The following is a 24,940-nucleotide window of genomic DNA, read 5'->3' on the forward strand; positions in this document are numbered from 1 at the left end:
GAAAACCTCTCTCAGTGTAAATCACGCTTTTGAAGCGCCCAGACTCACATCCGAACGCTTCAATTTCATGTATTTTAGAAGGTTTTAATATTCACCTATTCTAACAACAGGAAGGTACGTGGTCAAGACTATCTCCTGTTTATTAAATTTTCCCATAACTTCACCGACTGCCGCCAAAGCGCCGACGCATCTTCTCGCCTGTAGAGCGCCCGCTCATAGAACTGCGTTAGTTCAGACATATGATGATTCCCTTCCTTGTCATCGATCAAAGAAGCGAATTCTCTTAGCGTCATGCCTGGCTTTTTCTCGATCCCTCTGCGCCTTAGCTGTTTTAATAGAGCAGCATACGCGTAGAAAAAAGCTTCCTCATCTGGCAGACGTTTTACCTTTCTCACAATAAAGATTGGCAGCCACCTTGCTCTGAACCGGTAAAGCATCCAGCCTATGAAGCCAAGAAGGACAAGCACACCTGCTACGTAACCCAAGATTGAACCAACATGAACCATACTTGGCTTTGCTTTAGCAGCTTGTTCCTCTTGTTTTGCCGCCTGTTCTGGTTCTTGTTGCTGCGGCTGTTGTGTCTGTTCGTTTTCTTGTTGATCAGATGCGGGCTGATCTTTTTCATCCTCTTCATCATCTGTTTGGTCGTTGTTAGCCGTGGTTTCATTCGTAAATGTCTCTGGGTTCGTGAACCCTTTTGTCGGTTCAAAAGTCACCCAACCACGGTTTGGAAAATACACCTCTACCCATGAATGGGCATTGTTATTGGTCACTTCATACACATTGCTTCCATCCATCTGTGTTTCATATAACTGACCAGACGTATATCCTTTCACCCATCTCGCCGGAATTCCAATCGAGCGAAGCATGACAATCATCGAGGTTGAAAAGTTATCACAATAGCCAATCATCGTATCAAATAAGAACTGATCCACATAGTCTTCGTTACGCCCAGGTACAGCGACATTTTGGGTTTCATATGAAAACTTCGCAGACCCTAAATAATCCTCAATCGCTTTTGCTTTATCATACATATTATCCTTCGTTTCCGTTAAGCTGTTCGCCAATGTTTTCACACGCTCTGGCAACGAGGATGGGAGCTGCAAGTATTCACGTCCGACCTGCTGGTTCACTTGCTGCTTGGTCGGTACTTTGATCCGCTGTAAATCCTCTAGGATAAATGTAGGTGATAAGAAGCTGACTCGATAGTTCCCTAAATTTTTGGGCGGGTTTTGAGTAGACGGGACAATTTTCTCCGTTTTGCCCATCATTTGCAGTGGAATGTTTTCCATTGGCGTCAGCATAACCGTACCAATCGGATAAACAGCATGATTAAATCGATAATTTGATTCCATATCGACTCTCGTTTCATGCTCCTCTGTTTTTACGAGATTGGTAAACCACCGGTTCGGCACATCACTCCCTTTTAACCGAGTAGGTTTCGTATCATTTGAAGCATCCTCCCAGCCTTTCCCCGTGTAAATACTTTTTGTTTCTACACGAAAATAAGACGGCTCTTTTCCGCTCCATTTAAATACCGGTGTACGGTCCTCACTAAACGGTCCCCCAAGCGACGAATCATCCGCACTATATCCCACCTTATTCTGCCCGGCGGAACCATCTTGATTCGTGACCGTTTTAAAAAACGGGACTGGGTCAGGCCATTTCGGATCAGATTTTGGCAAAGACGCACCGAGTGATGCTGATACAAGGACAAGCGCCAGCATGGGTAAGAACCAATTGAGACGCGCTTTCTGTGACACCCGCACACCTTCAGCCGAACGAAGCCGGTCGAAATAGAGCAGACCAAGTAAACAAAAGCCAAATACCATAATTCGAAAGATCGCAAAAGTCGCATCATAAGGCGTAAACGTATCAAGAATCGTCACATATACAATCGTCATCAGTAAAAAGAAGAAGATACGCTGCTGATACACAACCCAATAATGAAGTAAATAAACAAGTAGCCAAAGCAAAATATAAAACAACAATGTGCGGAAAGACGGATACATGTCACTCCACATGCCCATGCTCATCAAAGAAATATTATCTTGAATATCAGCAAACAGCGCAGGCAGATAACTTGGCTCTGATTGATAAAAAATCAAGTATAATGCGAGCAAGATCAATCCAGCACAAATAGGAAACGTCACATACCACTTCAATCGAAAGAACGTAAACAAACACGTAAGCCCTATAAAAATGATGAAATAAGACGTATGACTCGTCTCTGTAAAATCTTGAAGCGGACGAAGCCACTCCCAAAGCAGCAGAAATGCGACAGCATAATAGATGAACAACTCAAAACGACTTTGCCGCTGATGCATATGCAGCATAAATGTTTGTCACCTCACAGTTCTTTCATGCAGCCGGTCCTCAAATAAAAGGGTCGTGTATATCCCAGAAGCTTTAAGCCGGTCCACAAGCTGTTTTTCTTTTGCCGTCAATCGATCAACGGCTCTCTTCACTAAAAGAACGGTGATGTTCTTTCTGTTTCGATTCCCAAGTAAAATGGTAGCAAGCTCTTCTTGCAGATGACCTGTCACCACATACTTTCCTGTCTGCTGGTGCTCACTCGCTGTCAATGATTGATAATCAGGTGCACGAGAAGGCTGATACTGCACCTTTGTTAAATAGTAGAGCATGTCCTGTAAGTGCCACTCTCCTTGATCCACTCGAAATAAGTGCTGATCCCCAAGCGGGACAAGGCCTACCGGCACCCCTTTTTTCACAGCCGTTTGCAGAACCGATGCGGCCATAGACACAATCGTTTCAAAAGCGGCTTCATCTGTAAAATCAGCAAACACCACCAGATCCTTTGTCTGATTCTGTTCAAACTCCTTCGTCATAAGCTGACCTCTTCTAGCTGTTGTCTTCCAGTCCACCCAAGCGAAACGGTCTCCTTGCTGGTATTCACGCACACCTGTCGTCACATTTGTCGGTTCATTTAACCAAGAGTGCACCGCTTTGCCTCCATTTTCATTCACCGATGCAGCAGATTCAACAGGAATATCCAACATTTTAGGATACACAAGCAATGTTTTCTCTAGTGGAAGAATCACTTCTTTTTCCACAAACCCAAACATATCACCCGTTTTGATTCTAACCGCCGTCAATTGATGCTCTCCCCGCATGATGTCATTGAATTGATACGAAAATCGCCACGTTTTCCGAAACCATGGAAAGATCATTCGTTTCATTTCAATCTGTTCCTGTAAATGGAAGGTATCCGGCGGGTCATCCTCAAGTATGACGTACACGTACGGAAATAGATTCGTCCGCTTGATTTCAAGGTCAACAGACAGCACATCCCCTGCCTTTAACCGGGTATGCTGTAATGTCCTTTTGGCTGTTGCACGAAGTGGAACAAGGGCAAACAGCAAAGCATACAAAGCATATGGTGAAAATGCATAAAAAAGGAACCAGCTCACAAAGCCGCCCTGAAACATGGCATAGCAAAAGGCTGCTGCCGTGAGGAGAAGGAGCATAAACACCCGTAACCATAGTGAAAAAGCGAAACGGTCACGTGACTTCATTGAGTCATCGACTTTTGAACTGGTACGCCAATATGCTCAATCATCTGTCGCAACAGTGTCTCCGCCTTCTTCCCTTCATACGTTGCTTCTGATGTCAAAATCATGCGATGCGGCAATGTGTAAGGCGCCAAATACTGTACATCATCAGGAATCACATAATCCCGCCTGTTCAACAGCGCATACGCCTGAGCCGCTTTCATCAATGCAATTGAACCCCTTGGGCTCACGCCTAAATAGACAGACGGATGATTTCGCGTCGCTTGGGCAATTTCGACAATATATTCTTTAATCGACGCATCCACATGTACGGTCTGAACCGCTTGCTGCAAAGCATGGATATGATCTTTTGTCATGACTGCCTGAAGCGTGTCAATTGGCGTTTGCTTCTCCTGCAAATTCAGCACCTCAAGCTCCTCCAGCATGGTTGGATACCCCATCTTCAGCTTGAACAAGAAACGGTCCATTTGCGCCTCTGGAAGTGGATAGGTTCCCTCATACTCCACTGGATTTTGCGTAGCCATCACAAAGAAAGGATCTGCCAGCGGCATCGTTTCTCCGTCCACTGTGACACTACCTTCTTCCATCGCTTCAAGAAGGGCTGATTGTGTTTTAGGAGAGGTTCGGTTGATTTCATCAGCCAAAATAATCTGCCCCATAATCGGTCCTTGTCTAAATTCAAACTCGTTTGTCTTTTTATTATAAATCGACACACCTGTTACATCTGAAGGCAAAAGGTCAGGCGTAAATTGGATTCGCTTAAACTCACACCCAATGGATTTTGCCAGAGCACGAACCATCATGGTCTTCCCAACGCCAGGCACATCCTCTAATAGCACATGCCCCTTCGCCAAAATCGCAACAAGGCTTAATATCGCAATATCTTTTTTCCCTACCATCACTTTATTGATGTTATCTACGATTTTTTGTAAATCTGAATGCATCGGTTCATCAAATGCCATCCTGATCCTCCTATCACGTTTCCGTCAATTTTCATATAGTCTAACTTTACCATACAACACGCATTTGCATGAAACATCAACACGTAGAAAAAAGAAGCCTTCTCACGACGGAAAAGACTTCTGCTCCTCTTTAGGCTCACTTGCTGGTTCCATATGAACATGAGAGTGTAGAATATCATGTTCCTGCTTCATTCTGCGTTCAATTTCATCTGCAATATCATGGCTTTCTGCGATGTTTAAATGCGGTTCTACTTCAACGACCACATCCACATGGACGGTGCTTCCAAGATAACGAGCTTTAATGTCTTTCAAATCGCCCACTCCTGGTGTCGCTTCAATCGTCTCTTTATATTTAGACATATCTTTTATATGAAAACCGTCCGTTAACGAATGAGACGCATCTCTGAAAATCTCCCACGCCGTTTTACAGATAATTAAGCCAATCACAAACGCAGCAAGCGTATCAACCCACGCCAGCTGAAATTGAGAGGCGATAATTCCGACAAACGTCCCGATACTCACATAAGCATCTGATTTATTATCAGCCGCTGCCGCATATAGCGCCTGGCTATTAATTCGTTTAGACAGTTTACGGTTATACATATACACGCCATACATCACAACAGCACTTCCTGCTGCCGTCCAAGCTGCAATCATATCAGGCGTTTGATGCTCTGATGAGAAAAGCGACTGGCCTGCGCTCAGCAAAACCTGAAGCCCGACAAGCATCATAATAAAGGAAGCCACAAGTGACGCAATATTTTCAGCTCTAAAATGACCGTATGGATGATCCTCATCAGGTGGCTTCTGAGAAATACGCAACCCAATTAATACGGCAAGCGAAGCAATGATATCTGTCGTATTATTCAAGCCATCTGCGGAAAGGGCTTCTGAATGAAACACATACCCAATGATCAGTTTGACAGCAGATAAGATCACATAGGCTATAATGCTGACCCAAGCACCTGTTTCACCTTGTCTTAATTCGTTGTAGCGCTCCATACCGAACAGCGCCTCCTCACACATTACTTTTCTATATTTATCTTACAAAGCCAAGCCCGTGTGGGTCTACAGCAACATGATTCGCTTGAATCAGCAAAATAGGATACATAGAAATGTGTTGACCTAAGCAAACTTATTTTTATAAGGTCAATTGACCTCAAGACCTACTCCCATCAACGTTTTTCAAAACCACCCCGACAAATGAAAAAGAACAAAATCACTCTACCATACAATTGTCAGAATAGTTTTATTTTAAAACACAACTTTTCTTTCTTCCTTCTTATGCTATTTTTAAGAATGGGCAGAGGAAAATGAGGGAACATAATCTCTCAAATCCTTTATACTTTTTAACATCATGTTAAGAGGTTTGAAATGTCAGTTTGATAACCTGTCCAATGCTGAATGACAATTCAGTATGATAAAATTTAAAATATTCTAAAAACAAACTCTCGAATAAAAGAGAAATGTTTGGAGGTAAAGAAATGTCCAACATGACAAACGGTCTTCAAAAAAACCTTAAGACAAGACATATTTCAATGATCTCCATTGCCGGGGTCATTGGGGCAGGGCTATTTGTTGGTAGTGGTGCTGTCATTCATTCTGCAGGGCCTGGATCGATTCTTTCCTATTCATTTGCCGGACTTCTGGTCATCTTTATTATGAGAATGCTTGGAGAAATGGCATGTGCCTATCCGACAAGCGGCTCTTTCTCACAATATGCGAGCGACGCCATCGGCCCGTGGGCCGGGTTTACAATCGGCTGGCTTTACTGGTTTTTCTGGGTCATCGTCATCGCCATCGAAGCCATTGCTGGTGCTGCCATTATTCAATATTGGTATGGAGATGCACCTGTTTGGCTCACAAGTCTTATCCTCACAATCCTCTTAACTTTGACAAATATCTTTTCTGTTAAATCTTTTGGCGAATTTGAATATTGGTTTTCATTGATTAAAGTCGTCAGCATTATTCTCTTCCTACTCATTGGTTTTGCATTTATCTTTGGTTTTGGCGGTCATCATACTGCAGGTCTTGCCAATTTAACGGGGAATGGCGGTTTCCTTCCAAACGGATTTGGCTCTGTGCTCCTCGGGATTGTCGTTGTCATCTTTTCCTTCATGGGAACAGAGATTGTAGCAATTGCCGCAGGTGAATCAGCAGACCCAGTCAAATCTGTGACAACAGCTACCCGTTCAGTTGTATGGCGTATTATTGTGTTCTACGTCGGGTCGATCGCTGTCGTTGTCACGTTACTCCCATGGAATTCAGCGAATATTTTAACAAGTCCGTTCGTTGCAGTATTAGAATACATCGGTGTCCCATCAGCCGCTCAAGTCATGAACGTCATTGTTTTAACAGCCGTTCTTTCTTGTTTAAACTCCGGCCTATACACAACGTCCAGAATGCTTTATTCATTAGCTGAAAGAGGCGAAGCACCAAAACGGTTTATGAAAATCAGCAAACGCGGTGTCCCTGTAGCAGCGACAGTCGCTGGTACCTTCTTTTCCTATATTGCCGTCATGATGAACTACTTTTACCCTGAAACCATCTTTCTATTTCTAGTCAATGCCTCTGGTGCCATTGCACTTCTTGTCTACTTGGTCATTGCCGTTTCACAATTAAGAATGCGTCGTAAAATCGAAAAAGAAAATCCAGAACAACTCAAAATCAAAATGTGGCTGTTCCCATACCTTACGTACTTTACCATTTTGGTTATCTGCGCCATCTTGGCCTCTATGCTGTTTATCGAATCAATGAGACCTCAGCTCATACTGACAAGCATCATTACCATCAGTGTACTAGCCGCCTACTTCATCTTTAAACCAAACAAAAAAGTGCCTGCAAGTGCAGCGCTTGAAAATAAACACCCTTAATTCTCCCGCTGAAAAGCGGGTTTTTTTATTTTATTCACCTATTTGGATGTCCGCACTTATAATGTATCAAATTGATTTTAAGTGAGGATTAGTCAACATGAACCTAGAAAAGTTTGTTGACGAGCTGCCAATTCCAGAAGTCGCAGAGCCCGTCAAAAAAAACCCAAAACAAACGTATTATGAAATCGCTATGGAGGAGGTGTTCCTAAAAGTTCATAGAGATCTGCCCCCAACCAAGCTATGGACCTATAATGGCAGTTTGCCTGGTCCAACCATTAAAGCGAATCGAAATGAAAAGGTCAAAGTGAAATGGATGAACAAATTGCCGCTGAAACACTTCCTGCCTGTCGATCATACCATTCACGCTGGACACCATGATGAACCCGAAGTCAAAACAGTCGTTCACTTGCATGGGGGCGTGACACCTGCAAGCAGTGACGGTTATCCAGAGGCTTGGTTTTCGCGAGACTTTGAAGCGACCGGCCCCTTCTTTGAACGAGAGGTTTACGAATACCCTAATCACCAGCAAGCATGCACATTGTGGTATCACGATCATGCCATGGCATTAACACGATTAAATGTATACGCCGGATTAGCTGGCTTTTATTTGATCTCAGATGCGTTTGAAAAATCACTCGAATTACCGAAAGATGAATATGATATCCCTTTAATGATCATGGACCGGACATTCCAGGAGGATGGCGCACTGTTTTACCCAAGTAGACCAAATAACACACCAGAAGATAGTGACCTTCCAGATCCCTCTATCGTGCCATTTTTTTGCGGGGAAACGATTTTAGTCAATGGAAAAGTATGGCCATATTTAGAAGTAGAGCCTCGAAAATATCGTTTTCGTATCTTAAACGCGTCCAATACAAGAACTTACGAGCTTCATCTAGATAACGACGCCACAATCTTACAAATTGGATCTGATGGCGGCTTTTTGCCAAGACCTGTTCATCACCAATCTTTTAGCATTGCACCTGCTGAACGTTTTGATGTCATCATCGACTTCTCAGCTTACGAAAACAAAACGATTGTTTTAAAAAATACGGCAGGCTGCGGTCAGGATGTCAATCCAGAAACAGATGCGAACATTATGCAATTTAAAGTCACTCGTCCGCTCAAAGGAAGAGCAGCTAAAACATTACGTCCGATCTTCAAACCACTGCCACCGCTCCGGCCGAGCCGAGCTGATAACGAGCGAACGCTGACCCTTACTGGCACACAAGATAAATATGGGCGCCCGATTTTATTATTAGATAACCAGTTTTGGAATGATCCTGTCACAGAAAATCCTCGACTTGGCAGTGTAGAGGTGTGGAACATCGTCAATCCAACAAGAGGTACACACCCTATTCATTTACATCTTGTTCAATTTCGAGTGATTGATAGAAGACCATTCGATACAGACATCTATCAATCGACAGGTGAAATCGTGTACACAGGACCAAATGAAGCGCCTCCTTTGCATGAACAAGGCTACAAAGATACGATTCAGGCGCATGCCGGTGAAGTCATTCGCATCATCGCTCGGTTTGTCCCATATAGCGGACGATATGTGTGGCATTGTCACATTTTAGAACACGAGGATTATGACATGATGCGGCCGATGGATATCATTTAGTAAATATGAAACCTCCTCTCTCTTAATTGCGTAATATGAAAAGGGCTAACAGCTTTTATATATTAGCCCTCTATTTTCTTTTCAATCTCCATGAGAAAAAACGAACAATGTATCGCATGAATGGCATTTTTTTGAACATTCCACACTTAAAAAGTTGACGAAGTAAACCGATAATACTACTATATACCCATTACCTCTATCAAAAGGCACTTAAGAAACCATGCACGAACAAATAGAAAATCGTCATAAAAAACGGAGGAGTTCAATTTGAATGAAGAAAAAGAGACTTGCCATGTCAAGCAAGAAACAGTGGCAGGTAACAGGGAGAAGCTTTCAATTCATGAAAACGAGAGCATTCGATCAAACATTGAACAACTAACAATTGAACTCGGTGAACAAAAAGAATTCAATCACTTCATATTAGATGAAAAACAGAAGGCCATCAGCACATTATCGGCTCTCATTGCAAAAGGTGATTGTGATGAAGAGTTAAAAGCTCATTTTGTACAAGCATTACATATCGGGCTCTCTGTTATAGAGATTATGGAGATCATTAAGCACTGTACAAAGGTTGCAGGATTCCCTCATTCCATTAATGCCTTGTTTATTTTTCAAAACTTACTAGATGAAAACAATAAATAAGGGAAAACGAGAAGTCTTCTGTCCTCTCGTTTTTTTATTTCCACTTACTTTACTCTCTTACGCTGATTCTGTCACAGTAGCAAAATAGCAAAATATCAAAATACCACTCATTTCCTTGCTTAAAAAGTGATGTTCATTTCACAAATCCGCATTTTTCACCGACACTTTCCATGACAAAATAAAAAAACGTTCAGTTATATGAAATAACTGAACGCGCACCTTTTACCGATTGACAGTGAAATTGTTAACAATCCCGCCTTCTTTCTCCCAAGCGGTTTCTACTGTTTTCTTCTTAATATCATATTCAAAAATGGTTCTGACCTTCGCCTTTCGTCCTGTGTCATCCTTTAATTCCTTTGCGTTCTTTGCAACACCTAAGAAATAAACAGATGTACCATCCGCAGAAAATTGCGGCTGGGCAGCACTTAAAATACGTACATCCTGGCTGTTTTTAACAAGTGTCTTTGTTTTTCCTGTATCTACATCCATCACCTTTATAGATGATTCTTCTTTTTCATTTCGAACCTTCACTTCTGTATAAATGAGTTTTTTATGATCTGGTGAAAAAGAAATATCATTGATGGTTTGAGAAATACGTGCAATTCGCTTTCCCTTCTCACCTGTTTGTAGGGTAATCTTCATGGTCGTTGGTTCAGGATCCATTCCTTTTTCATTTGCCTCATCCGTCTTTTTATAATCCTCTTTTAACGAATAATGCTGAATGGCCAACAGATTTGATGCTGGATCATAAGCAAAAGAACTCACCGTATCATCATCACTTTTTTCTGGATATAACACTTTCACTTTCTGTGTTTTCAAATCAAAAGACGCTACATAAAATTGCTCACCTGAATCCTTGTTATACCTTAGATATAACTGTTTTCCGTCACCAGAAAGTCTCATACTGTCGATTGAATCGTCACTCGTAAAGAGCGTTTTTTCTTTATCCGTTTTCACATTCAATTCCCGTATACTTACTTTTTGTGTGTCTTCATCTGTATACGTGTAGTATAAAAGCTGTTTCGCCTGATCATAAGCAATTGAAGGATATGCTGTCAGTTTCTCTGTATGAAGCGCCTTGTCATGCAAGTAATAAGTATTGTTTAACTTTTGATCCGTAAATGAAACAAGCAATTCGTCTTTTGCATCTTGATTTGTTTTCACTTTTCCTGCATGTTTTGCCTCTTGCCCCGGCTTCATCATGAAGAAGATGACGGCCGCAACTGCGACTCCAATCACTGTGATGATCCACCATGTTGATTTTTTCATTGACTTTCAGACCCTCTCCACAAGAAAAGAAGCCAGAAAATGAACTTTTCCCGCTTCTTTGCATGCCTATGTATTAATAAGTGTAATGCCCTTTGACGACACCTTTACTTGTTTTATACCCAAGTGCTTTGAATGCTTTCGGACTTACGTCTAATACTGCGTTTGGCATTCTACCTACATCATATTTATATACTGTAATCACTTTATGTGGTTTCGCTTTTGTTGTCACTCTTAGTTTTGTACCTTTTTTCGGTACGTCAAATCCCATTTTTGTTGCTGCATCCCAATGACCGAGTTTTTTTCCATCTGCGCCTTTTTTACCGACACCATTATACCATGTAATATTGCCGCTTACTTTTTTTGCACTTGCTCCATGTGAGAAACTAAACGCTAAAAATAAACTAGCTACTGTTACGATTGTCGCGATAAGCTTTTTATTCATTAAAAAATCCTCCGTATTTGGTTTCTGACCCTATTATACATGAAGATGCACCCAGTTATTTTACAGTCACATTACAATTTGAATACAAGTTGACCACTTAATGACCGGTTTTGTTCATAAATTTCACCAAAAACAGCCAGAACATTGTCAGTAGATCCCTCCCTTTTGTTTTATATAATAGAAATGAATCAAAGATAAGGAGGAATTTTCATGAAAAAGTGGTTCATCGTTTTGAGTGTAAGTTTGATCTTCGTTTTGATGCTTTCAAGTATTCCTGCCTCTGCGGCTGGTCCTCGTCACGGCGCCATCGTGACACAAACGGATGAAGCCAAATGGTCAGGTATCTCGGCTGATATTGTGCTGCCAAAAACAGCCACCATTAAAAATGGCTATGCCGACTGGTATCTTGGTCTCGGTTCTGCCGTTGTAGAGAGCGGTATTTCAAAAACGTCTTCCGGCTATAAGGTCTTTCTTGGCAGCGGCTCGCAAGGCGGCAGTCAATATTGGAACAGTGAATATGATAAGAGCATAAAGGATGGCGATCGTGTCAACTTAAAGCTCATCAACAATGGTGATGGCACAGTGTCACTATACGTCAACGGGAAACTGCGTTATAAACAGCCTGTTTTCAACCCTAGTCGTCTGAAAGACCTCGATGTCGTCAAAATGGTACACGGCGTACAAGATAATGGAACAAACAGCTACTCGCAAGCAAGTTTCTCTAATGTACAGCTCCGTGCAAATACATCTGGAAGTGTCTATAAAAAATGGGACGGCACCGTCAAATCATCTCTTTTACGCAAAAATCTAGAATCTGGTGCTCCGGCTCCAAAATTCACGGTCATTTCGTCTATCCCACTTAGTACAACCCTTTCAGCACAATAAAACACGAGCACCCACCTTTGGGTGCTTTTGATTGTTCACAGCTTATCAACACTTCTCTTTTAATCAAAACATCAATTCGTGGTAACATAAGCATACATACTTTGAAGAACAAAGGAGAAAGAACGTGAGAAAAAGTCTACTTGTTTTCATGAGTCTTGTTGCAACCTTCTCTATCCTAGCAGCTTGCTCAAATACGGCAAAAGAAGAAAAAACAGAATCTACGGCACTTCCAACGATTAATGAACGCATTCAAAATGAAACGAAAGAGGTCATGGAGCAGTCTAAGCTCGTAAAAGACACAGCGATCACCGTTGATCAAAAGAAAAAAGTCATTTCCTTAAACGTGACGGCTTCATCTGAGACCAATAGTGATTACGCTGAAGTCATTGGTTTGAACTTTGCCAAAACACTAGCTATTGGTGCATCCACTGAAAAGGAAAACAACCTGCATAAACCGGAAAATGACAGCCTCGGCGCCCTCTACTCCTTTTATGACCTAAACATCACCGTGAAACAAGAAAACGGAAAAGTACTGGCAAAAGGAAAGAAAACAACAAATGAAACAAAGATTACCTGGGAGAGAGCCCAGTAATTGGACAAGAAAATTCTTTATGGATTTTCTTGTTTTTTTTAACAAAACTATTAATATTGTGAAAAGAATGCCGATGAGTAAGATTGTGTTGGTTCTTAAGTACCAATAATTCTTATTTACATATCGGAGGAAAGTATCATGAAAAGAACGACAGAATTTGTTTTAGGCTTAATTGGAGGTATTTTGGGATTTTTCGGTGCAATGTTTGCACTTGCTTTTGGAGGACTAGATGCCGCATTTAATGAATCAGGTACGAGTCAATTCACAGGATTAGGCTGGTCAGCGATGCTTTTCTCTATTCTTGCGATTGTGGCATCTGTTATCGTGAAGAAAAAAGCAAAGCTTGGTGGCATTTTATTATTAGTTTCTGCTGTAGGCGGTATTATTTCTATTTTTGTGTTCTTTATCCTTCCAGCTGTATTAATCATCATCGCAGGATGCATGGGTGTGTTTAGAAAAGAGCCTGTCAAAACAGTTCCTGCTGAATAAAGTTGATATAAAAAAGCTTGTAGAGGGTCGCTCTACAAGCTTCTTTTATTGTATATTTTCATTTAAATCTTCTCTTATGATATCAATCAGCGTGTCAATATCCGAGTGAGCTCTAGATGCTAATCGTACCAGCAAATGATCGATATACTCATACAAATGACGATCTTTCAACATATACTTCCCATAATACGGAATGACAAAGAAATAGAGCAAATCAGCTACTTCTAGTGCAACGTCATCACCAACTTCATTCTTTAGCGCCTCCCCAACACAATGGATCAGCCAATTCAAATCTTCTTTCTTTTCAATCGGAACGTACATCAGCTGATGAATACGGTCCGTATCTCCCGTTTGTAAAATCTGCTCCGCTGCTCCCTTTGATAGAGCACCAATCTCTTTAGAAGATATATTAAGAACCGCGAATTCATTCTCTGATCTGTCTTGATCCATTTGCAGCACGTTTTGGTCCATCTCGACTCACTCCCCGTTCTCAGATACTTTTATTATAAGGAATTCATCTGATTTTTTATGGAAATAGTGGATTTTTTTATGTAATTTTAAACAAAAAAAGAACCTAATGATATGATTCAATCTCAATTGACATAAAAAAACCATTGCACTTTATTTCAATCTATCTCAATATATGTATGTTAGTAGATTGAAAGGGATGAGAGAAATGAAGATGAAACACCCGTGGATCAAAGGAATTATTGTCAGTGTGGTTCTCGTTCTTGGGCTTGGAATTTTTCCTGTCCAGCTGCCCTTTTTACACATGACTCATGTGACACCAGTCGCAAAAGCAGCCGCACCGAAATACGTGACAACAGCGAATGTTCATCTTCGCAAGGGACCTGGAACAAAATATTCAGTGATATTGACCATTCCAAAAGGGAAAAGGATTCCTTATCTTAAAAAGAATGGTTCATGGATTCAAACAAAGTATAAAGGAAAGACGGGTTACGTCAGCTCTCAATATATCAAAAAAGCAGGCAAAAGCTCACCAGCTTCATATGCTGCTCCTTCCACTAAAACGCCAGGTACGTATGTAAAAGGAATATTGGTTGTGAATAAGAAACATAGACTACCATCTTCATACAATCCCGGAGAAAACAAACAAGCGAGAAAAGCTGTAAACGCTATGACAGCAAAAGCAAAAAAAGCAAACATCCGACTCACCGCTTTTAGCACCTTCCGTTCATACGACCGTCAGCGTGTCTTGTACAACAATTACGTCGCCTCTCATGGCAAAAAACAAGCAGATCGATTTAGCGCAAGACCAGGCTATTCCGAACATCAAACCGGCCTTGCTTTTGATATCGGCGGTGCTAATTCAAAACATTGGGCTGAAGATTCTTTTGCCAATACGAAAGAAGCAAAATGGCTGGCCAAACACGCCCATGAATTTGGCTTTATCATCCGCTATCCGAAAGGTAAAGAAAAAGTGACAGGCTATCAATATGAACCATGGCACCTCAGATACCTCGGATCAAAAAATGCGAAAAAAGTGAAAAAGAGCAGCAAAACCCTTGAAGAATATTTGAACATAAAAGGATAACAACAAAAGCACTCTTTTTCTTCAGAGTGCTCTTTTCATATATTCTTTTCTCTCTTTTTCATCGCAGCCGCCATTTCCACTTCACCCTCTGCTTCCAGCTGTTCAATAATACGAGCATAATCTCTTTCATGGCGATTTTGGCTTAACTTAAAAGCAGCTTGAACTTCATCAATGATGATTTTGAAGCCCACAATCCCTTTCATTTGTTTCTCTAGCAGTTCCTCAGACAACGTATCCCACAGCACTGGCTGATCTCTATGACTTTCATATGTCTTCAACATCACTGTTAATTCCTTGACCAATTCTGATTTTTCGAGTAGTGCAGCCTTTCCATATACATGTACAGCTTGATAATTCCACGTCGGTACGGCTTCTTTCTCATACCATGAAGAGGATATGTAAGCATGTGGCCCTTGAAAAATGACGAGCACCTTCTCATTTTCTTCAAACGTTTTCCACTGAGGATTCCCAATCGCCATATGCCCTGAGATCACATACGAATCGCCAATTTGATGAAAACTCACTGGAATATGGGTCGCAATGGGCTTTTTATTCGTTGTCGTCACAACTGTAGCAAATGAATGAGATTGAATAAATGATTTGATTTTCTCCATATCTTTCACTTGAAAAAATGATGGTACATGCATGTTCCCTTCCCCCCTTATTTAATTAGTAGCTTCTCTTTTTGCCTTTTTTCACATCTTCCCAATCTTTTTCGATATTCTTTCGCACCCTTAGAAGATACTCATAAATCTGTTCCGCTTCCTCTTCAGAAAATCCATCCAGCGCTACCCGATTTGAATGATCATGTTCTCGTTTGATCATTGGATAGACGGCTTTTCCTTTCTCAGTTGGAAACAGCTTCTTGATTTTCCTATTCACTGTGTCATCTTTTTTCTCAATAAAACCATGCAGCTCTAATTTTTGAATAGCCCGGGCCGCCGTTGTTCGGTCTACCTTGATCATCTCCGCTAGTTTTTCCTGAATGATGCCAGGCTCCTCACAAATACGCACAAGATACAAATACTGCCCCTTCGTTAAATCATACTCTTTAAATTCAATATTACTAATGGAATCAAGCGCCCGAGCAATCACGCCAATCTCCCGCAAAATTTCTCTCATTTATCACGCCTCTTTTTTATTGTATTTACATAAATTTTAAAAATTAGTATAGCTCATGAATATTGTATATGCAATAAAAAGCCCACTTCCTCTCTGGAAGTGGGTTCAACCTCTTATTTATCACGCCTCTTCGATCCAAACAATCCAAATACGACAGCCAGTGCAACTATAATCGCCACCCAAGTCGTAAAGCCCATATGATCACCGCTTTTCTTTTGAAAATCATCTCTTTATGTTAGATAAAACCAAAAAAATCACTGTCTCTTTAGTTAACGGATGTAAAGCGGTGAAAGTTTCAATTCATTTAACGCTCTTAACCAAAAAATAGACAAAACAAAAACCCCTATATTTCAAGGGGTTTTCGGGGGTGTTACATCATTCCACCCATTCCGCCCATACCGCCCATATCCGGCATTCCGCCGCCTGAGCCGCCTTCTTCTGGTTTGTCAGCTACGACTGCTTCAGTTGTAAGAAGCATAGCTGCTACAGAAGCTGCGTTTTGAAGTGCAGAGCGAGTGACTTTTGTTGGGTCAACGATTCCTTTTTCGATCATGTTTACCCATTCGTTTGTTGCTGCGTTGAAGCCTACGCCAATTTCTTCGTTTTTCAAGCGCTCAACGATGACTGATCCTTCAAGACCTGCGTTGTGAGCGATTTGACGAATTGGCTCTTCAAGAGAACGTAGAACGATGTTGACACCTGTTTGAACGTCACCATCAGCTTCGATGGAAGCGACTTTGTTGTATACATTCACAAGTGCTGTACCACCACCGGATACGATACCTTCTTCAACTGCTGCACGAGTTGAGTTCAGTGCATCCTCGATGCGTAGTTTACGTTCTTTTAGTTCTGTTTCAGTTGCAGCACCAACTTTGATGACAGCAACGCCGCCAGCTAGTTTTGCAAGACGTTCTTGTAATTTTTCTTTATCGAATTCAGAAGTGGTTTCTTCTACTTGCGCACGGATTTGGTTCACACGTGCTGCGATTTGAGCAGAATCTCCTGAGCCTTCTACGATCGTTGTGTTTTCTTTTGTCACAACCACTTTAGACGCACGGCCAAGCTGACCAATTTCAGTTGATTTCAGGTCAAGTCCTAGGTCTTCAGTGATGAGTTCTCCGCCAGTTAGAACAGAGATGTCTTCAAGCATTGCTTTACGACGATCACCGAATCCAGGTGCTTTTACTGCCACTGCGTTGAATGTTCCACGAAGTTTGTTCACAACAAGTGTTGCAAGTGCTTCGCCTTCTACATCTTCAGCAATGATCAATAATGGTTTTCCTTGTTGTACGACTTGCTCAAGTACAGGAAGGATTTCTTGAATGTTTGTGATCTTTTTATCAGTGATTAAAATGTAAGGATTTTCAAGAACCGCTTCCATCTTATCAGAATCAGTTACCATGTATGGTGAAGCGTATCCACGGTCAAACTGCATTCCTTCAACCACTTCAAGCTCAGTTGTGAAACCTTTAGATTCTTCAATTGTGATGACGCCGTCGTTTCCTACACGCTCCATCGCTTCAGCAATTAGGCTGCCGACTTCTTCATCTGCTGCAGAAATAGACGCAACTTGAGCAATTGATTCTTTACCTTCGATTGGTTTAGAAATCTCATGCAAGCCTTCAAGTGCTACTTTCACTGCTTCTTCGATGCCTTTACGAACGCCAACAGGGTTTGCACCAGCTGTTACGTTTTTAAGACCTTCACGGATCATCGCTTGAGCTAGAACTGTTGCAGTCGTTGTACCGTCACCAGCTACATCGTTTGTTTTGCTTGCAACTTCAGCCACAAGTTTTGCACCCATGTTTTCAAATGCATCTTCTAATTCGATTTCTTTTGCAATCGTTACACCATCATTTGTGATAAGTGGAGAACCGAATTTTTTCTCAAGAACCACGTTACGTCCTTTAGGTCCTAAAGTTACTTTTACAGCATCTGCAAGTGCATCTACACCACGTAACATCGCACGACGTGCTTCTTCACTGAACTTAATATCTTTTGCCATAATAACGAAACCTCCTCAGTCTTTTTAGAAATATATCTCAATCTTTGTTTATGTGATTAACCAATAACAGCTAAAATGTCGCTTTCACGAAGGATTAAATATTCTTTTCCTTCATATTTCACTTCAGTGCCTGCATATTTTGAGAAGATAATGCGGTCGCCTGTGTTTACTTCTAACGCAACGCGCTCACCACTTTCAAGTACACGACCTGAACCTGCTGCAACAATTTTACCTTCTTGCGGTTTTTCTTTTGCAGAATCCGGTAAGACAATACCGCTAGCGGTTTTTTCCTCAGATTCAACGAGTTCAATGATTACGCGATCGCCTAATGGCTTTAACATAAGAAACAACCTCCTCAATTTTTATATGTAGTCTTTTTTAGCACTCATCATCAACGAGTGCTAACACATTTATTATAATAAAGAATGTCTTCTGCAATTTCAAGTAAAAACCTTTAAAAATTTTTACGCTTTCATGATCTTTTTTCAACTCAAATTCTTTCCTTTTCAACGAAAAAGAAGACTTGTGTTACAATAAATCTAGTTCTTTTAGTAAAGGGGTTTTCGTTACTTGAAAAAACAATATTGGTACATCATCTTAACGTATATATTGGTGCAGGTTTCTGCGTTTCCGTATGTGTTCATCATGAAGTGGTTAGGTTACATTCAGACACCGATGACACAAGCAGAGCTCTCTAAATTGTCAGGAACATGGACAATCATTAGCTTCTGTATCGGATTAATCATTATTCTGCTCATTCTTCGGACTGTACCAAAAGCTTCACTTCGAAATGAAGCACCGGCTTCAGTCGGCGCGTCAATCGCTTGGATCATTGGCGGTTTCTTTCTTTCCCTCTTTGCACAATCCATTGCGGGGGCGATTGAACAATATGCATTTGGCATTAGCCGAGAATCCGAAAATACTCAAAACATTTTAGCCATTATGGATGCAGTTCCATGGCTTGTCATCGTCATCGCTCTGATTGGACCGATATTAGAAGAAATCATTTTTCGAAAAATCATTTTTGGTGTCGTTTATGAAAAAACGAATTTTTTCATTGGCGCACTTGTCAGTTCAGTGGTTTTTGCTGCTGTACACAATGATTTCCCACATATCTTGCTCTATACCGCAATGGGCTTTACATTTGCCTTTTTATATGCGAAAACAAAACGAATCATTGTGCCAATCGGCGCACACATGCTGATGAACTCGCTCGTCATTCTTGTGCAGATTGAGCCAGTAAGAAAAATGATTGAAGAACAATCTCAAACAATGCAAATGATTATTGGAGGCTTTTTCTCATGAGAAACCCTGTCGTATGGGGCATTATTTATTTTGCCGTAGGTGTGGCGTTCACCTATATGGCCATTCAAAATCCAGGTGACATGTGGTCATTTTACAGCATTTTGCTGATGGTGTTTGCGGCCTATAATATTAATATCGCGTTAAAAATGTTTGCTTTTTCTGTCAAAATGAAAAAACAGCAGCAAAAATAAACCAAAAACCATTTTCCGCCGTTTGGAAAATGGTTTTTTTATGGAGGTCATGTTTTCATGGAACACGAAAAACTGAACATCATGAACAATCAGCATGAAACGATTGGTACAGCCGCTCGATCTGATATCCATGCTGAGGGCCTTTGGCATGAGACCTTTCATTTCTGGCTTTTAAAAAAGGAAGATGACACAGTGTTTCTCTATTTTCAGCTGAGGAGTCCCGCCAAAAAGGATTTCCCTTCTCTATTTGATATCACAGCAGCAGGCCACCTTCTCGCAGATGAACAGCCTTCTGATGGCATCAGAGAAGTCGAAGAAGAGCTTGGTCTCTCCATCTCGTTTGAGAACCTTACCTTTGCTGGTGTCATTAAAGATGAAATCCATCTGCCTTCGTTTACCGATCGTGAGTTTTGCCATGTGTATCTTTATATGGATCAAAAAGAGCACATGGATGTCCATCTACAGAAAGAAGAAGTTGCTGGACTTTATAGAGCAAGGCTGATGGATGCACAGCAGCTTTTAAGTAGAGAATGCGAAAAAATGAACATCGAGGGCTTTGAAGTGGATGCAGACGGCAAGCGATGTGAGGAAAAGAGAGAGGTCCGTGTACATGATTTTGTCCCGCATGAACCTGCGTATTATGAGCATCTCTTTCAAGCAATCAATCAATTTCTTTCACAATAGAAAAAGCATCGTGACCCCTATTAGGATCACGATGCTTTTTTATGAGACAACATCATTTTCTTTCTCCTCTGTCTCTGTTTGCTGCATTTTGCGATAGGTCACTCTTGAAATGACAATACTCACTTCATACAAAACGAGCATTGGCAAGGTAACCATGAGGTGAGAAACGAGCTCTGGCGGTGTAATAAGTGCGGCAATGACAAGGAGGACAAAATAGGCATACTTCCGTATTTTCGATAAAAACATCGGTGTAATGATGCCAAGTCTAGTGAGAAACATCAACACGACAGGCATCTGAAACAAAAAGCCAAATGGAAGTGTTAACTGCATCAGAAATGTAAAATACTCATGAATCCCAATCACTTGCTCCACATGTAAATCATTTGACATCCGCATCATAAAGTCGACGACAAACGGAAACAAAATAAAATAAGAGAAAGCCACACCGCTCAAAAATAAAAGCAGTGCAATCGGAATATAAGCAAGTGTCACCTTTCTTTCTTTTTCATATAAGCCAGGACTCACAAACGCCCAAAGCTGATATAAAATTACGGGACACGTCAAAACAAGAGCAATGACAAAAGCGAACTGCATAAACACGTACAGTGGATCTGTGAGCTTAAATGCGTTCAATGTCAGTGTAGCCGCTTCATCGGTATTTTGTAAATACACAATGACCGGCTTAGCGAGAAAAAAACCTGCCACCATAAAAGTGACAAAAAACATCGCAATGATCACTAAACGTTTTCGCAGTTCCACAATATGCTCCATAAGCGGCATATCTTTGACATTCATGAAGCTCATCCTATTCTACTGATCTTCTTTTTTCTTTTTTTCTTCCTGATCATCAGCTAAACCTTTTGTGGCATTTTTGAATTCACGTAATGTATCTCCTGCTGCTCTTCCTAATTCAGGAAGCTTTTTCGGCCCAAAAATAATGAGCGCAACAACCGCAATCAGAACCAAACTTCCAGGACCGATCGGACCCATTTGCTCCACCCCCTTTACCCCTTTTCGTCAGTCCTCCTGTGTAACAGAGTAATGCTTTAAGAAATACACAAGAGACTGAAGTTCAACCGCCAAATCTATATGATGAATTCGAATGTGTTCCGGCACATTCAATCGAGCCGGCGTAAAGTTAAGGATTCCTTTGATGCCAAGGGCAATCAAACGATCTGTAATGGATTGAGCTGCTACGGCAGGCACTGTCAAAATCGCAACAGGAATATCTCCTACCTCTTGCACATGCTCTTCAAGCTTATCCAAATCATAGACAGGCACGCCGCCTATCTCACTTCCTATTTTACTCTCATTGACGTCAAAAGCCATTGAAATTTTTGTATTATTATTTTTAATGAAATTATAGTGTAAAAAAGCAGTCCCTAAATTCCCGACACCGATGAGCATGACATTCGTCATTTCATCTTGGTCAAGGGTCTTTCTAAAGAAGGTCAAGAGGTAATCGACGTTATAGCCATACCCTTTCTTCCCAAGTGCACCAAAGTAAGAAAAATCTCGGCGAATGGTGGCAGAATCCACTTTGACTGCATCACTAAGCTCTGCCGATGACACCCTTTGTTTTCCTGATGCATGCAGATTTTTTAAAAAACGGTAGTAAAGCGGCAAACGTTTGGCTGTCGCTTGTGGAATTTTTGACTGGTCTATATTCATATAAGATCCTCCAACTTAAATATCAGATGCTCTGTGAAAATCACCGTTTTTCCCGCCTGTTTTTTCTACTAGATAGGTCGGGCCGATGATCATCCCTTTGTCTATTGCTTTGCACATGTCATAAACGGTCAGTGCACATACTGAGGCAGAAGTGAGCGCTTCCATCTCCACACCCGTACTTCCTTTTGTTTTCACCTGTACTTGTATGTTCAGAATGTACGCATTTCCGTCTTCCTCCCAATCAAAGGAGATATCGACACCTTTTAATGCAAGCGGATGACACATTGGAATGATGCTGGACGTTTGCTTTGCTGCCATGATGCCAGCTACCTGTGCGACAGACAGCACATCCCCTTTTCCAATGTCATGCTTTTGTATTTGATGAAATACTTCTTTTATCATACGAACGCTTGAAACAGCAACGGCAGTTCTCACTGTAGACGATTTGTCACTAATGTCGACCATCTTTGCTCTTCCTTGTTCGTTAAAGTGGCTAAATTGACTCATCTTTCAACGCTCCCTCACTCAAATCATACACTATTTTTTCCTATCTGTCTTTCATTTGACCATGGCAGCCGTATGTAAGATTTGCCGGTTTACTGCTGATAAGCTACACTTAACATATTATAGCAGAGGTGAAGTTACATGATGATTCTACAAGTGAATCAGCTGTCCAAATCGTTTGGCGCTGATACCGTTTTAACGAATATAAAATTGGAAGTCAAAGCGAGGGATCGTATTGCCATTGTTGGTCGTAACGGTGCAGGAAAATCCACGCTTTTAAAAATCATTGCCGGTCAAATGTCTTACGAACAAGGTGAGATCATCAAACCGAAAGACCTATCCATTGGATATCTAGCACAGCATACAGATGTGACGTCTACACGTACGCTAAAAGACGAACTACTATCCGTTTTCGATCATTTAAAAGAAATGGAACAAGAGATGAGAACCATAGAAGAGAAAATGGCTTCTTCCACAGGAACAGAATTAGATTCTCTAATGAAAACCTATGACAGACTGCAGCAAGCATTTAAAGATCAAGGCGGCTATCAATATGAAGCAGATGTCCGCTCCATTTTACACGGACTCGGCTTTAGTCATTTTGAAGATCATACAACCGTCCAATCCTTAAGCGGCGGTCAGAAAACCCGTCTAGCGCTTGGAAAGCTATTATTGATGAAACCAGAACTCTTGATTTTGGATGAGCCAACCAACCATCTAGATATTGATACCTTATCATGGCTTGAGCAGTATTTGCAAAATTATACAGGAGCCATTCTCATCGTTTCCCATGACCGGTACTTCTTAGACAAGGTCGTGAACCATGTATATGAAGTGTCAAGAACAGCGATGAAAAAGTTCGCTGGGAACTATAGTAAGTATCTTGACCAAAAAGCTGAGCAGCTAGAGCGTGATATGAAGCTGTATGAAAAACAACAAGAAGAAATTTCGAAGCTTCAAGATTTCGTGGATCGCAACTTAGCAAGAGCCTCCACCACAAAGCGTGCTCAAAGCAGGCGGAAACAGCTGGAACGGATGGATCGTTTAGATAAGCCGTTAGGAGATGAAAAATCCGCAAACTTCCATTTCGATATTATGAGGCAAAGCGGAAATGACGTGCTGAAGGTGCATGATCTCGATATTAGTTACGATGAAAAAACGCCGCTCCTCTCCTCCCTCTCTTTTCATATTAAACGGGAGGATAGCGTGGCACTCATCGGTCCTAATGGTATCGGGAAATCAACTCTTTTAAAAACCTTAACGGATACGTTAAAACCAGTAAAAGGCGATATCAGCTTTGGTTCTCATGTGACGATTGGCTACTATGATCAGGAACAAGCCAAGCTGACATCCTCCAAAAAAGTGTTAAATGAACTTTGGGATGATTATCCCCATATGACTGAAAAAGACATTCGGACTTGTTTAGGAAACTTCCTTTTTTCAGGTGATGACGTCTTAAAGCCTGTACATGCTTTAAGTGGTGGAGAAAAAGCACGACTTGCACTGGCAAAGCTGATGCTCCAAAAAGCCAATTTCCTCATTCTCGATGAACCGACGAACCATCTTGATTTAGACAGTAAGGAAATATTAGAGAATGCACTAATTGATTATCCAGGCACCATCTTGTTTGTTTCGCATGACCGTTACTTTATCAATCGCTTGGCAACAAAAGTTCTCGAGTTGTCACCAAATGAAACAAAAGAATACCTCGGTGACTACGACTATTATCTTGAAAAGAAAAACGAACAATTAGAGCTTGAAGCACTCCAAACTCAGGAGACGCATAAAAAACAAGCAGAAAAACCAGTAGAAACAGCAAAACTTTCCTATGCAGAAGAGAAAGAACTCAAAAAGAAAGAAAGACAAAAGCAGCGCCGAATTGAAGAAATTGAAGAGCGTATCGCTGTCATCGAAGACAAGCTCGTTGAAAACGAAGAGCTTCTATGTGATCCTGCTATTTTCCAAGATCACGAGAAAGTACAAGCCATTCAAACAGAAAATGATGCGCTCAATCAAGAGATGGAATCACTTTTTGCGGAATGGGAAGATCTATCAGATGCATAAAGAGTGCCCTAACGGGTGCTCTTTTTTTAAGGTGAGAATCTTTATCCACAATGATACCCACAATAACATCTTGATTATTCTTAAATATTTTAAAGTTATCCACTTTATCCACAGTATTTTAATCACATATCCACATAAAAGATCACATTTATACACATTCTCTTCATTTTAAAACGAATTTTCTAACAATTGTGGATATATAACGTTTACATGTGAATAAATCGCTTTCATTTCAATAGAAAAAACTCCTGTATATCCACAGGAGTTCCAAATTGTTGACAAAGGGCTAAAATGAACTTGATTTTAGCCCGTTGTCTTCTTTTCAGCGTGATAGAAAGCCCTTGAAGTCTAGGAAAGACGATTACTGGCGCGGAGCGAATTTGATATTCGTGAGCACCAGCACGCAGGACTGACAAAGAATGCGAGGGTTTGTCTACACGCTGAAACTCCTGTATCAACAGGAGTTCTTATTCATAGGAGACAAGCGGCAGTCCAGGTTGACCGTTCATTGCCATGTCGCCTCTT

Annotated in this window: 26 protein-coding genes; 11 read left to right on the forward strand and 15 right to left on the reverse strand. The window is 41.1% G+C overall.

Features of this window, described 5'->3' with window-relative positions; all coding sequences use genetic code 11:
- Positions 1 to 128 precede the first annotated feature (128 nt).
- From ACRRMM_RS15150 to ACRRMM_RS15165, 4 genes are all read right to left on the reverse strand, one after another.
- Positions 129 to 2,336 (reverse strand): transglutaminase TgpA family protein, encoded by a 2,208-nt coding sequence (locus tag ACRRMM_RS15150; protein WP_428828806.1) that lies wholly within the window; start codon positions 2,334 to 2,336, stop codon positions 129 to 131.
- A 9-nt stretch (positions 2,337 to 2,345) separates the two neighbouring features.
- A complete protein-coding gene (locus ACRRMM_RS15155; RefSeq protein WP_428828805.1) occupies positions 2,346 to 3,536 on the reverse strand; it encodes a DUF58 domain-containing protein in 1,191 nt (396 codons plus the stop codon).
- Positions 3,533 to 4,495: an AAA family ATPase gene (locus ACRRMM_RS15160; protein WP_428828804.1), complete on the reverse strand. Its 963-nt coding sequence runs from the start codon at positions 4,493 to 4,495 to the stop codon at positions 3,533 to 3,535. The genes ACRRMM_RS15155 and ACRRMM_RS15160 overlap by 4 nt, the downstream gene beginning before the upstream one ends.
- 102 nt (positions 4,496 to 4,597) lie before the next feature.
- On the reverse strand, positions 4,598 to 5,497 hold the full coding sequence (locus ACRRMM_RS15165) for a cation diffusion facilitator family transporter (protein WP_008344349.1): 900 nt from the start codon (positions 5,495 to 5,497) through the stop codon (positions 4,598 to 4,600).
- Between the two features lie 482 nt (positions 5,498 to 5,979).
- On the opposite strand from ACRRMM_RS15165, the gene gabP reads away from it, so the two are divergent.
- From gabP to ACRRMM_RS15180, 3 genes are all read left to right on the forward strand, one after another.
- The gene (gene gabP, locus ACRRMM_RS15170; protein ID WP_017359846.1) at positions 5,980 to 7,368 is read left to right on the forward strand and encodes a GABA permease; all 1,389 of its coding nucleotides are present in this window, start codon (positions 5,980 to 5,982) and stop codon (positions 7,366 to 7,368) included.
- Between the two features lie 97 nt (positions 7,369 to 7,465).
- The gene (locus ACRRMM_RS15175) at positions 7,466 to 8,995 is read left to right on the forward strand and encodes a multicopper oxidase family protein (protein WP_008344352.1); all 1,530 of its coding nucleotides are present in this window, start codon (positions 7,466 to 7,468) and stop codon (positions 8,993 to 8,995) included.
- A 267-nt stretch (positions 8,996 to 9,262) separates the two neighbouring features.
- Entirely contained in the window at positions 9,263 to 9,637 is a 375-nt protein-coding gene (locus ACRRMM_RS15180; protein ID WP_024719378.1) for a carboxymuconolactone decarboxylase family protein, read from the forward strand.
- 222 nt (positions 9,638 to 9,859) lie between these two features.
- Here ACRRMM_RS15180 and ACRRMM_RS15185 read toward each other — a convergent pair whose 3' ends face one another.
- Together ACRRMM_RS15185 and ACRRMM_RS15190 are read right to left on the reverse strand one after the other, a co-directional pair.
- A complete protein-coding gene (locus tag ACRRMM_RS15185; RefSeq protein WP_428828803.1) occupies positions 9,860 to 10,906 on the reverse strand; it encodes a hypothetical protein in 1,047 nt (348 codons plus the stop codon).
- A 73-nt stretch (positions 10,907 to 10,979) separates the two neighbouring features.
- Positions 10,980 to 11,348 carry an RlpA-like double-psi beta-barrel domain-containing protein gene (locus tag ACRRMM_RS15190; protein WP_003213878.1) on the reverse strand — a complete coding sequence of 123 codons (369 nt, stop codon included), beginning with the start codon at positions 11,346 to 11,348 and terminating at the stop codon, positions 10,980 to 10,982.
- A gap of 210 nt (positions 11,349 to 11,558) precedes the next feature.
- Between ACRRMM_RS15190 and ACRRMM_RS15195 the strand changes: the two genes are divergently transcribed.
- The 3 genes from ACRRMM_RS15195 (at position 11,559) to ACRRMM_RS15205 (ending at position 13,314) form a co-directional block, all read left to right on the forward strand.
- Positions 11,559 to 12,233, forward strand: coding sequence for a hypothetical protein (locus ACRRMM_RS15195; protein ID WP_116307530.1), 675 nt, complete (start codon positions 11,559 to 11,561; stop codon positions 12,231 to 12,233).
- Positions 12,234 to 12,357: 124 nt separating this feature from the next.
- A complete protein-coding gene (locus tag ACRRMM_RS15200; RefSeq protein ID WP_017366718.1) occupies positions 12,358 to 12,825 on the forward strand; it encodes a hypothetical protein in 468 nt (155 codons plus the stop codon).
- 138 nt (positions 12,826 to 12,963) lie between these two features.
- Positions 12,964 to 13,314 (forward strand): DUF4064 domain-containing protein, encoded by a 351-nt coding sequence (locus tag ACRRMM_RS15205; protein WP_017366717.1) that lies wholly within the window; start codon positions 12,964 to 12,966, stop codon positions 13,312 to 13,314.
- A gap of 45 nt (positions 13,315 to 13,359) precedes the next feature.
- Here ACRRMM_RS15205 and ACRRMM_RS15210 read toward each other — a convergent pair whose 3' ends face one another.
- Positions 13,360 to 13,785 (reverse strand): hypothetical protein, encoded by a 426-nt coding sequence (locus tag ACRRMM_RS15210; protein WP_250026886.1) that lies wholly within the window; start codon positions 13,783 to 13,785, stop codon positions 13,360 to 13,362.
- Between the two features lie 205 nt (positions 13,786 to 13,990).
- On the opposite strand from ACRRMM_RS15210, the gene ACRRMM_RS15215 reads away from it, so the two are divergent.
- The gene (locus tag ACRRMM_RS15215) at positions 13,991 to 14,869 is read left to right on the forward strand and encodes a D-alanyl-D-alanine carboxypeptidase family protein (protein ID WP_428828802.1); all 879 of its coding nucleotides are present in this window, start codon (positions 13,991 to 13,993) and stop codon (positions 14,867 to 14,869) included.
- 35 nt (positions 14,870 to 14,904) lie between these two features.
- Here ACRRMM_RS15215 and ACRRMM_RS15220 read toward each other — a convergent pair whose 3' ends face one another.
- The 4 genes from ACRRMM_RS15220 to groES form a co-directional block, all read right to left on the reverse strand.
- Positions 14,905 to 15,516 carry an FMN-binding negative transcriptional regulator gene (locus tag ACRRMM_RS15220; RefSeq protein WP_048002241.1) on the reverse strand — a complete coding sequence of 204 codons (612 nt, stop codon included), beginning with the start codon at positions 15,514 to 15,516 and terminating at the stop codon, positions 14,905 to 14,907.
- A gap of 22 nt (positions 15,517 to 15,538) precedes the next feature.
- Complete coding sequence (locus ACRRMM_RS15225) at positions 15,539 to 15,991, reverse strand: MarR family winged helix-turn-helix transcriptional regulator (protein ID WP_008344363.1); 453 nt, start codon at positions 15,989 to 15,991, stop codon at positions 15,539 to 15,541.
- 370 nt (positions 15,992 to 16,361) lie between these two features.
- Positions 16,362 to 17,996, reverse strand: a complete 1,635-nt coding sequence (gene groL / locus ACRRMM_RS15230) for a chaperonin GroEL (protein WP_007496015.1) — start codon at positions 17,994 to 17,996, stop codon at positions 16,362 to 16,364.
- Between the two features lie 56 nt (positions 17,997 to 18,052).
- Entirely contained in the window at positions 18,053 to 18,337 is a 285-nt protein-coding gene (groES, locus tag ACRRMM_RS15235; RefSeq protein ID WP_003214120.1) for a co-chaperone GroES, read from the reverse strand.
- 229 nt (positions 18,338 to 18,566) lie between these two features.
- On the opposite strand from groES, the gene ACRRMM_RS15240 reads away from it, so the two are divergent.
- Genes ACRRMM_RS15240 through ACRRMM_RS15250 form a run of 3 tightly spaced genes read left to right on the forward strand, consistent with a single transcriptional unit; the run spans position 18,567 to position 20,176 of the window.
- Positions 18,567 to 19,301, forward strand: coding sequence for a lysostaphin resistance A-like protein (locus ACRRMM_RS15240; protein WP_428828801.1), 735 nt, complete (start codon positions 18,567 to 18,569; stop codon positions 19,299 to 19,301).
- Positions 19,298 to 19,492, forward strand: a complete 195-nt coding sequence (locus ACRRMM_RS15245) for a YdiK family protein (protein WP_017366710.1) — start codon at positions 19,298 to 19,300, stop codon at positions 19,490 to 19,492. Before ACRRMM_RS15240 ends, ACRRMM_RS15245 begins: the two co-directional genes overlap by 4 nt.
- A gap of 57 nt (positions 19,493 to 19,549) precedes the next feature.
- The gene (locus tag ACRRMM_RS15250) at positions 19,550 to 20,176 is read left to right on the forward strand and encodes an NUDIX hydrolase (RefSeq protein WP_428828800.1); all 627 of its coding nucleotides are present in this window, start codon (positions 19,550 to 19,552) and stop codon (positions 20,174 to 20,176) included.
- Positions 20,177 to 20,215: 39 nt separating this feature from the next.
- Here the strand turns inward: ACRRMM_RS15250 and tatC are convergent, their stop codons facing one another.
- The 4 genes from tatC to moaC are packed head-to-tail and all read right to left on the reverse strand — an operon-like array spanning position 20,216 to position 22,354.
- Complete coding sequence (gene tatC / locus ACRRMM_RS15255; RefSeq protein WP_090756407.1) at positions 20,216 to 20,980, reverse strand: twin-arginine translocase subunit TatC; 765 nt, start codon at positions 20,978 to 20,980, stop codon at positions 20,216 to 20,218.
- A 6-nt stretch (positions 20,981 to 20,986) separates the two neighbouring features.
- Entirely contained in the window at positions 20,987 to 21,166 is a 180-nt protein-coding gene (locus ACRRMM_RS15260) for a twin-arginine translocase TatA/TatE family subunit (RefSeq protein WP_008344374.1), read from the reverse strand.
- Between the two features lie 27 nt (positions 21,167 to 21,193).
- Complete coding sequence (locus ACRRMM_RS15265; protein WP_008355687.1) at positions 21,194 to 21,847, reverse strand: redox-sensing transcriptional repressor Rex; 654 nt, start codon at positions 21,845 to 21,847, stop codon at positions 21,194 to 21,196.
- A gap of 15 nt (positions 21,848 to 21,862) precedes the next feature.
- Positions 21,863 to 22,354 (reverse strand): cyclic pyranopterin monophosphate synthase MoaC, encoded by a 492-nt coding sequence (gene moaC, locus ACRRMM_RS15270; RefSeq protein ID WP_026050052.1) that lies wholly within the window; start codon positions 22,352 to 22,354, stop codon positions 21,863 to 21,865.
- 138 nt (positions 22,355 to 22,492) lie between these two features.
- Between moaC and ACRRMM_RS15275 the strand changes: the two genes are divergently transcribed.
- A complete protein-coding gene (locus ACRRMM_RS15275; protein WP_017366706.1) occupies positions 22,493 to 24,415 on the forward strand; it encodes an ABC-F family ATP-binding cassette domain-containing protein in 1,923 nt (640 codons plus the stop codon).
- Positions 24,416 to 24,940: the final 525 nt, after the last annotated feature.

The sequence above is a fragment of the Bacillus sp. XT-4 genome (assembly GCF_050864245.1).
GTDB lineage: Bacteria > Bacillota > Bacilli > Bacillales > Bacillaceae > Bacillus > Bacillus altitudinis.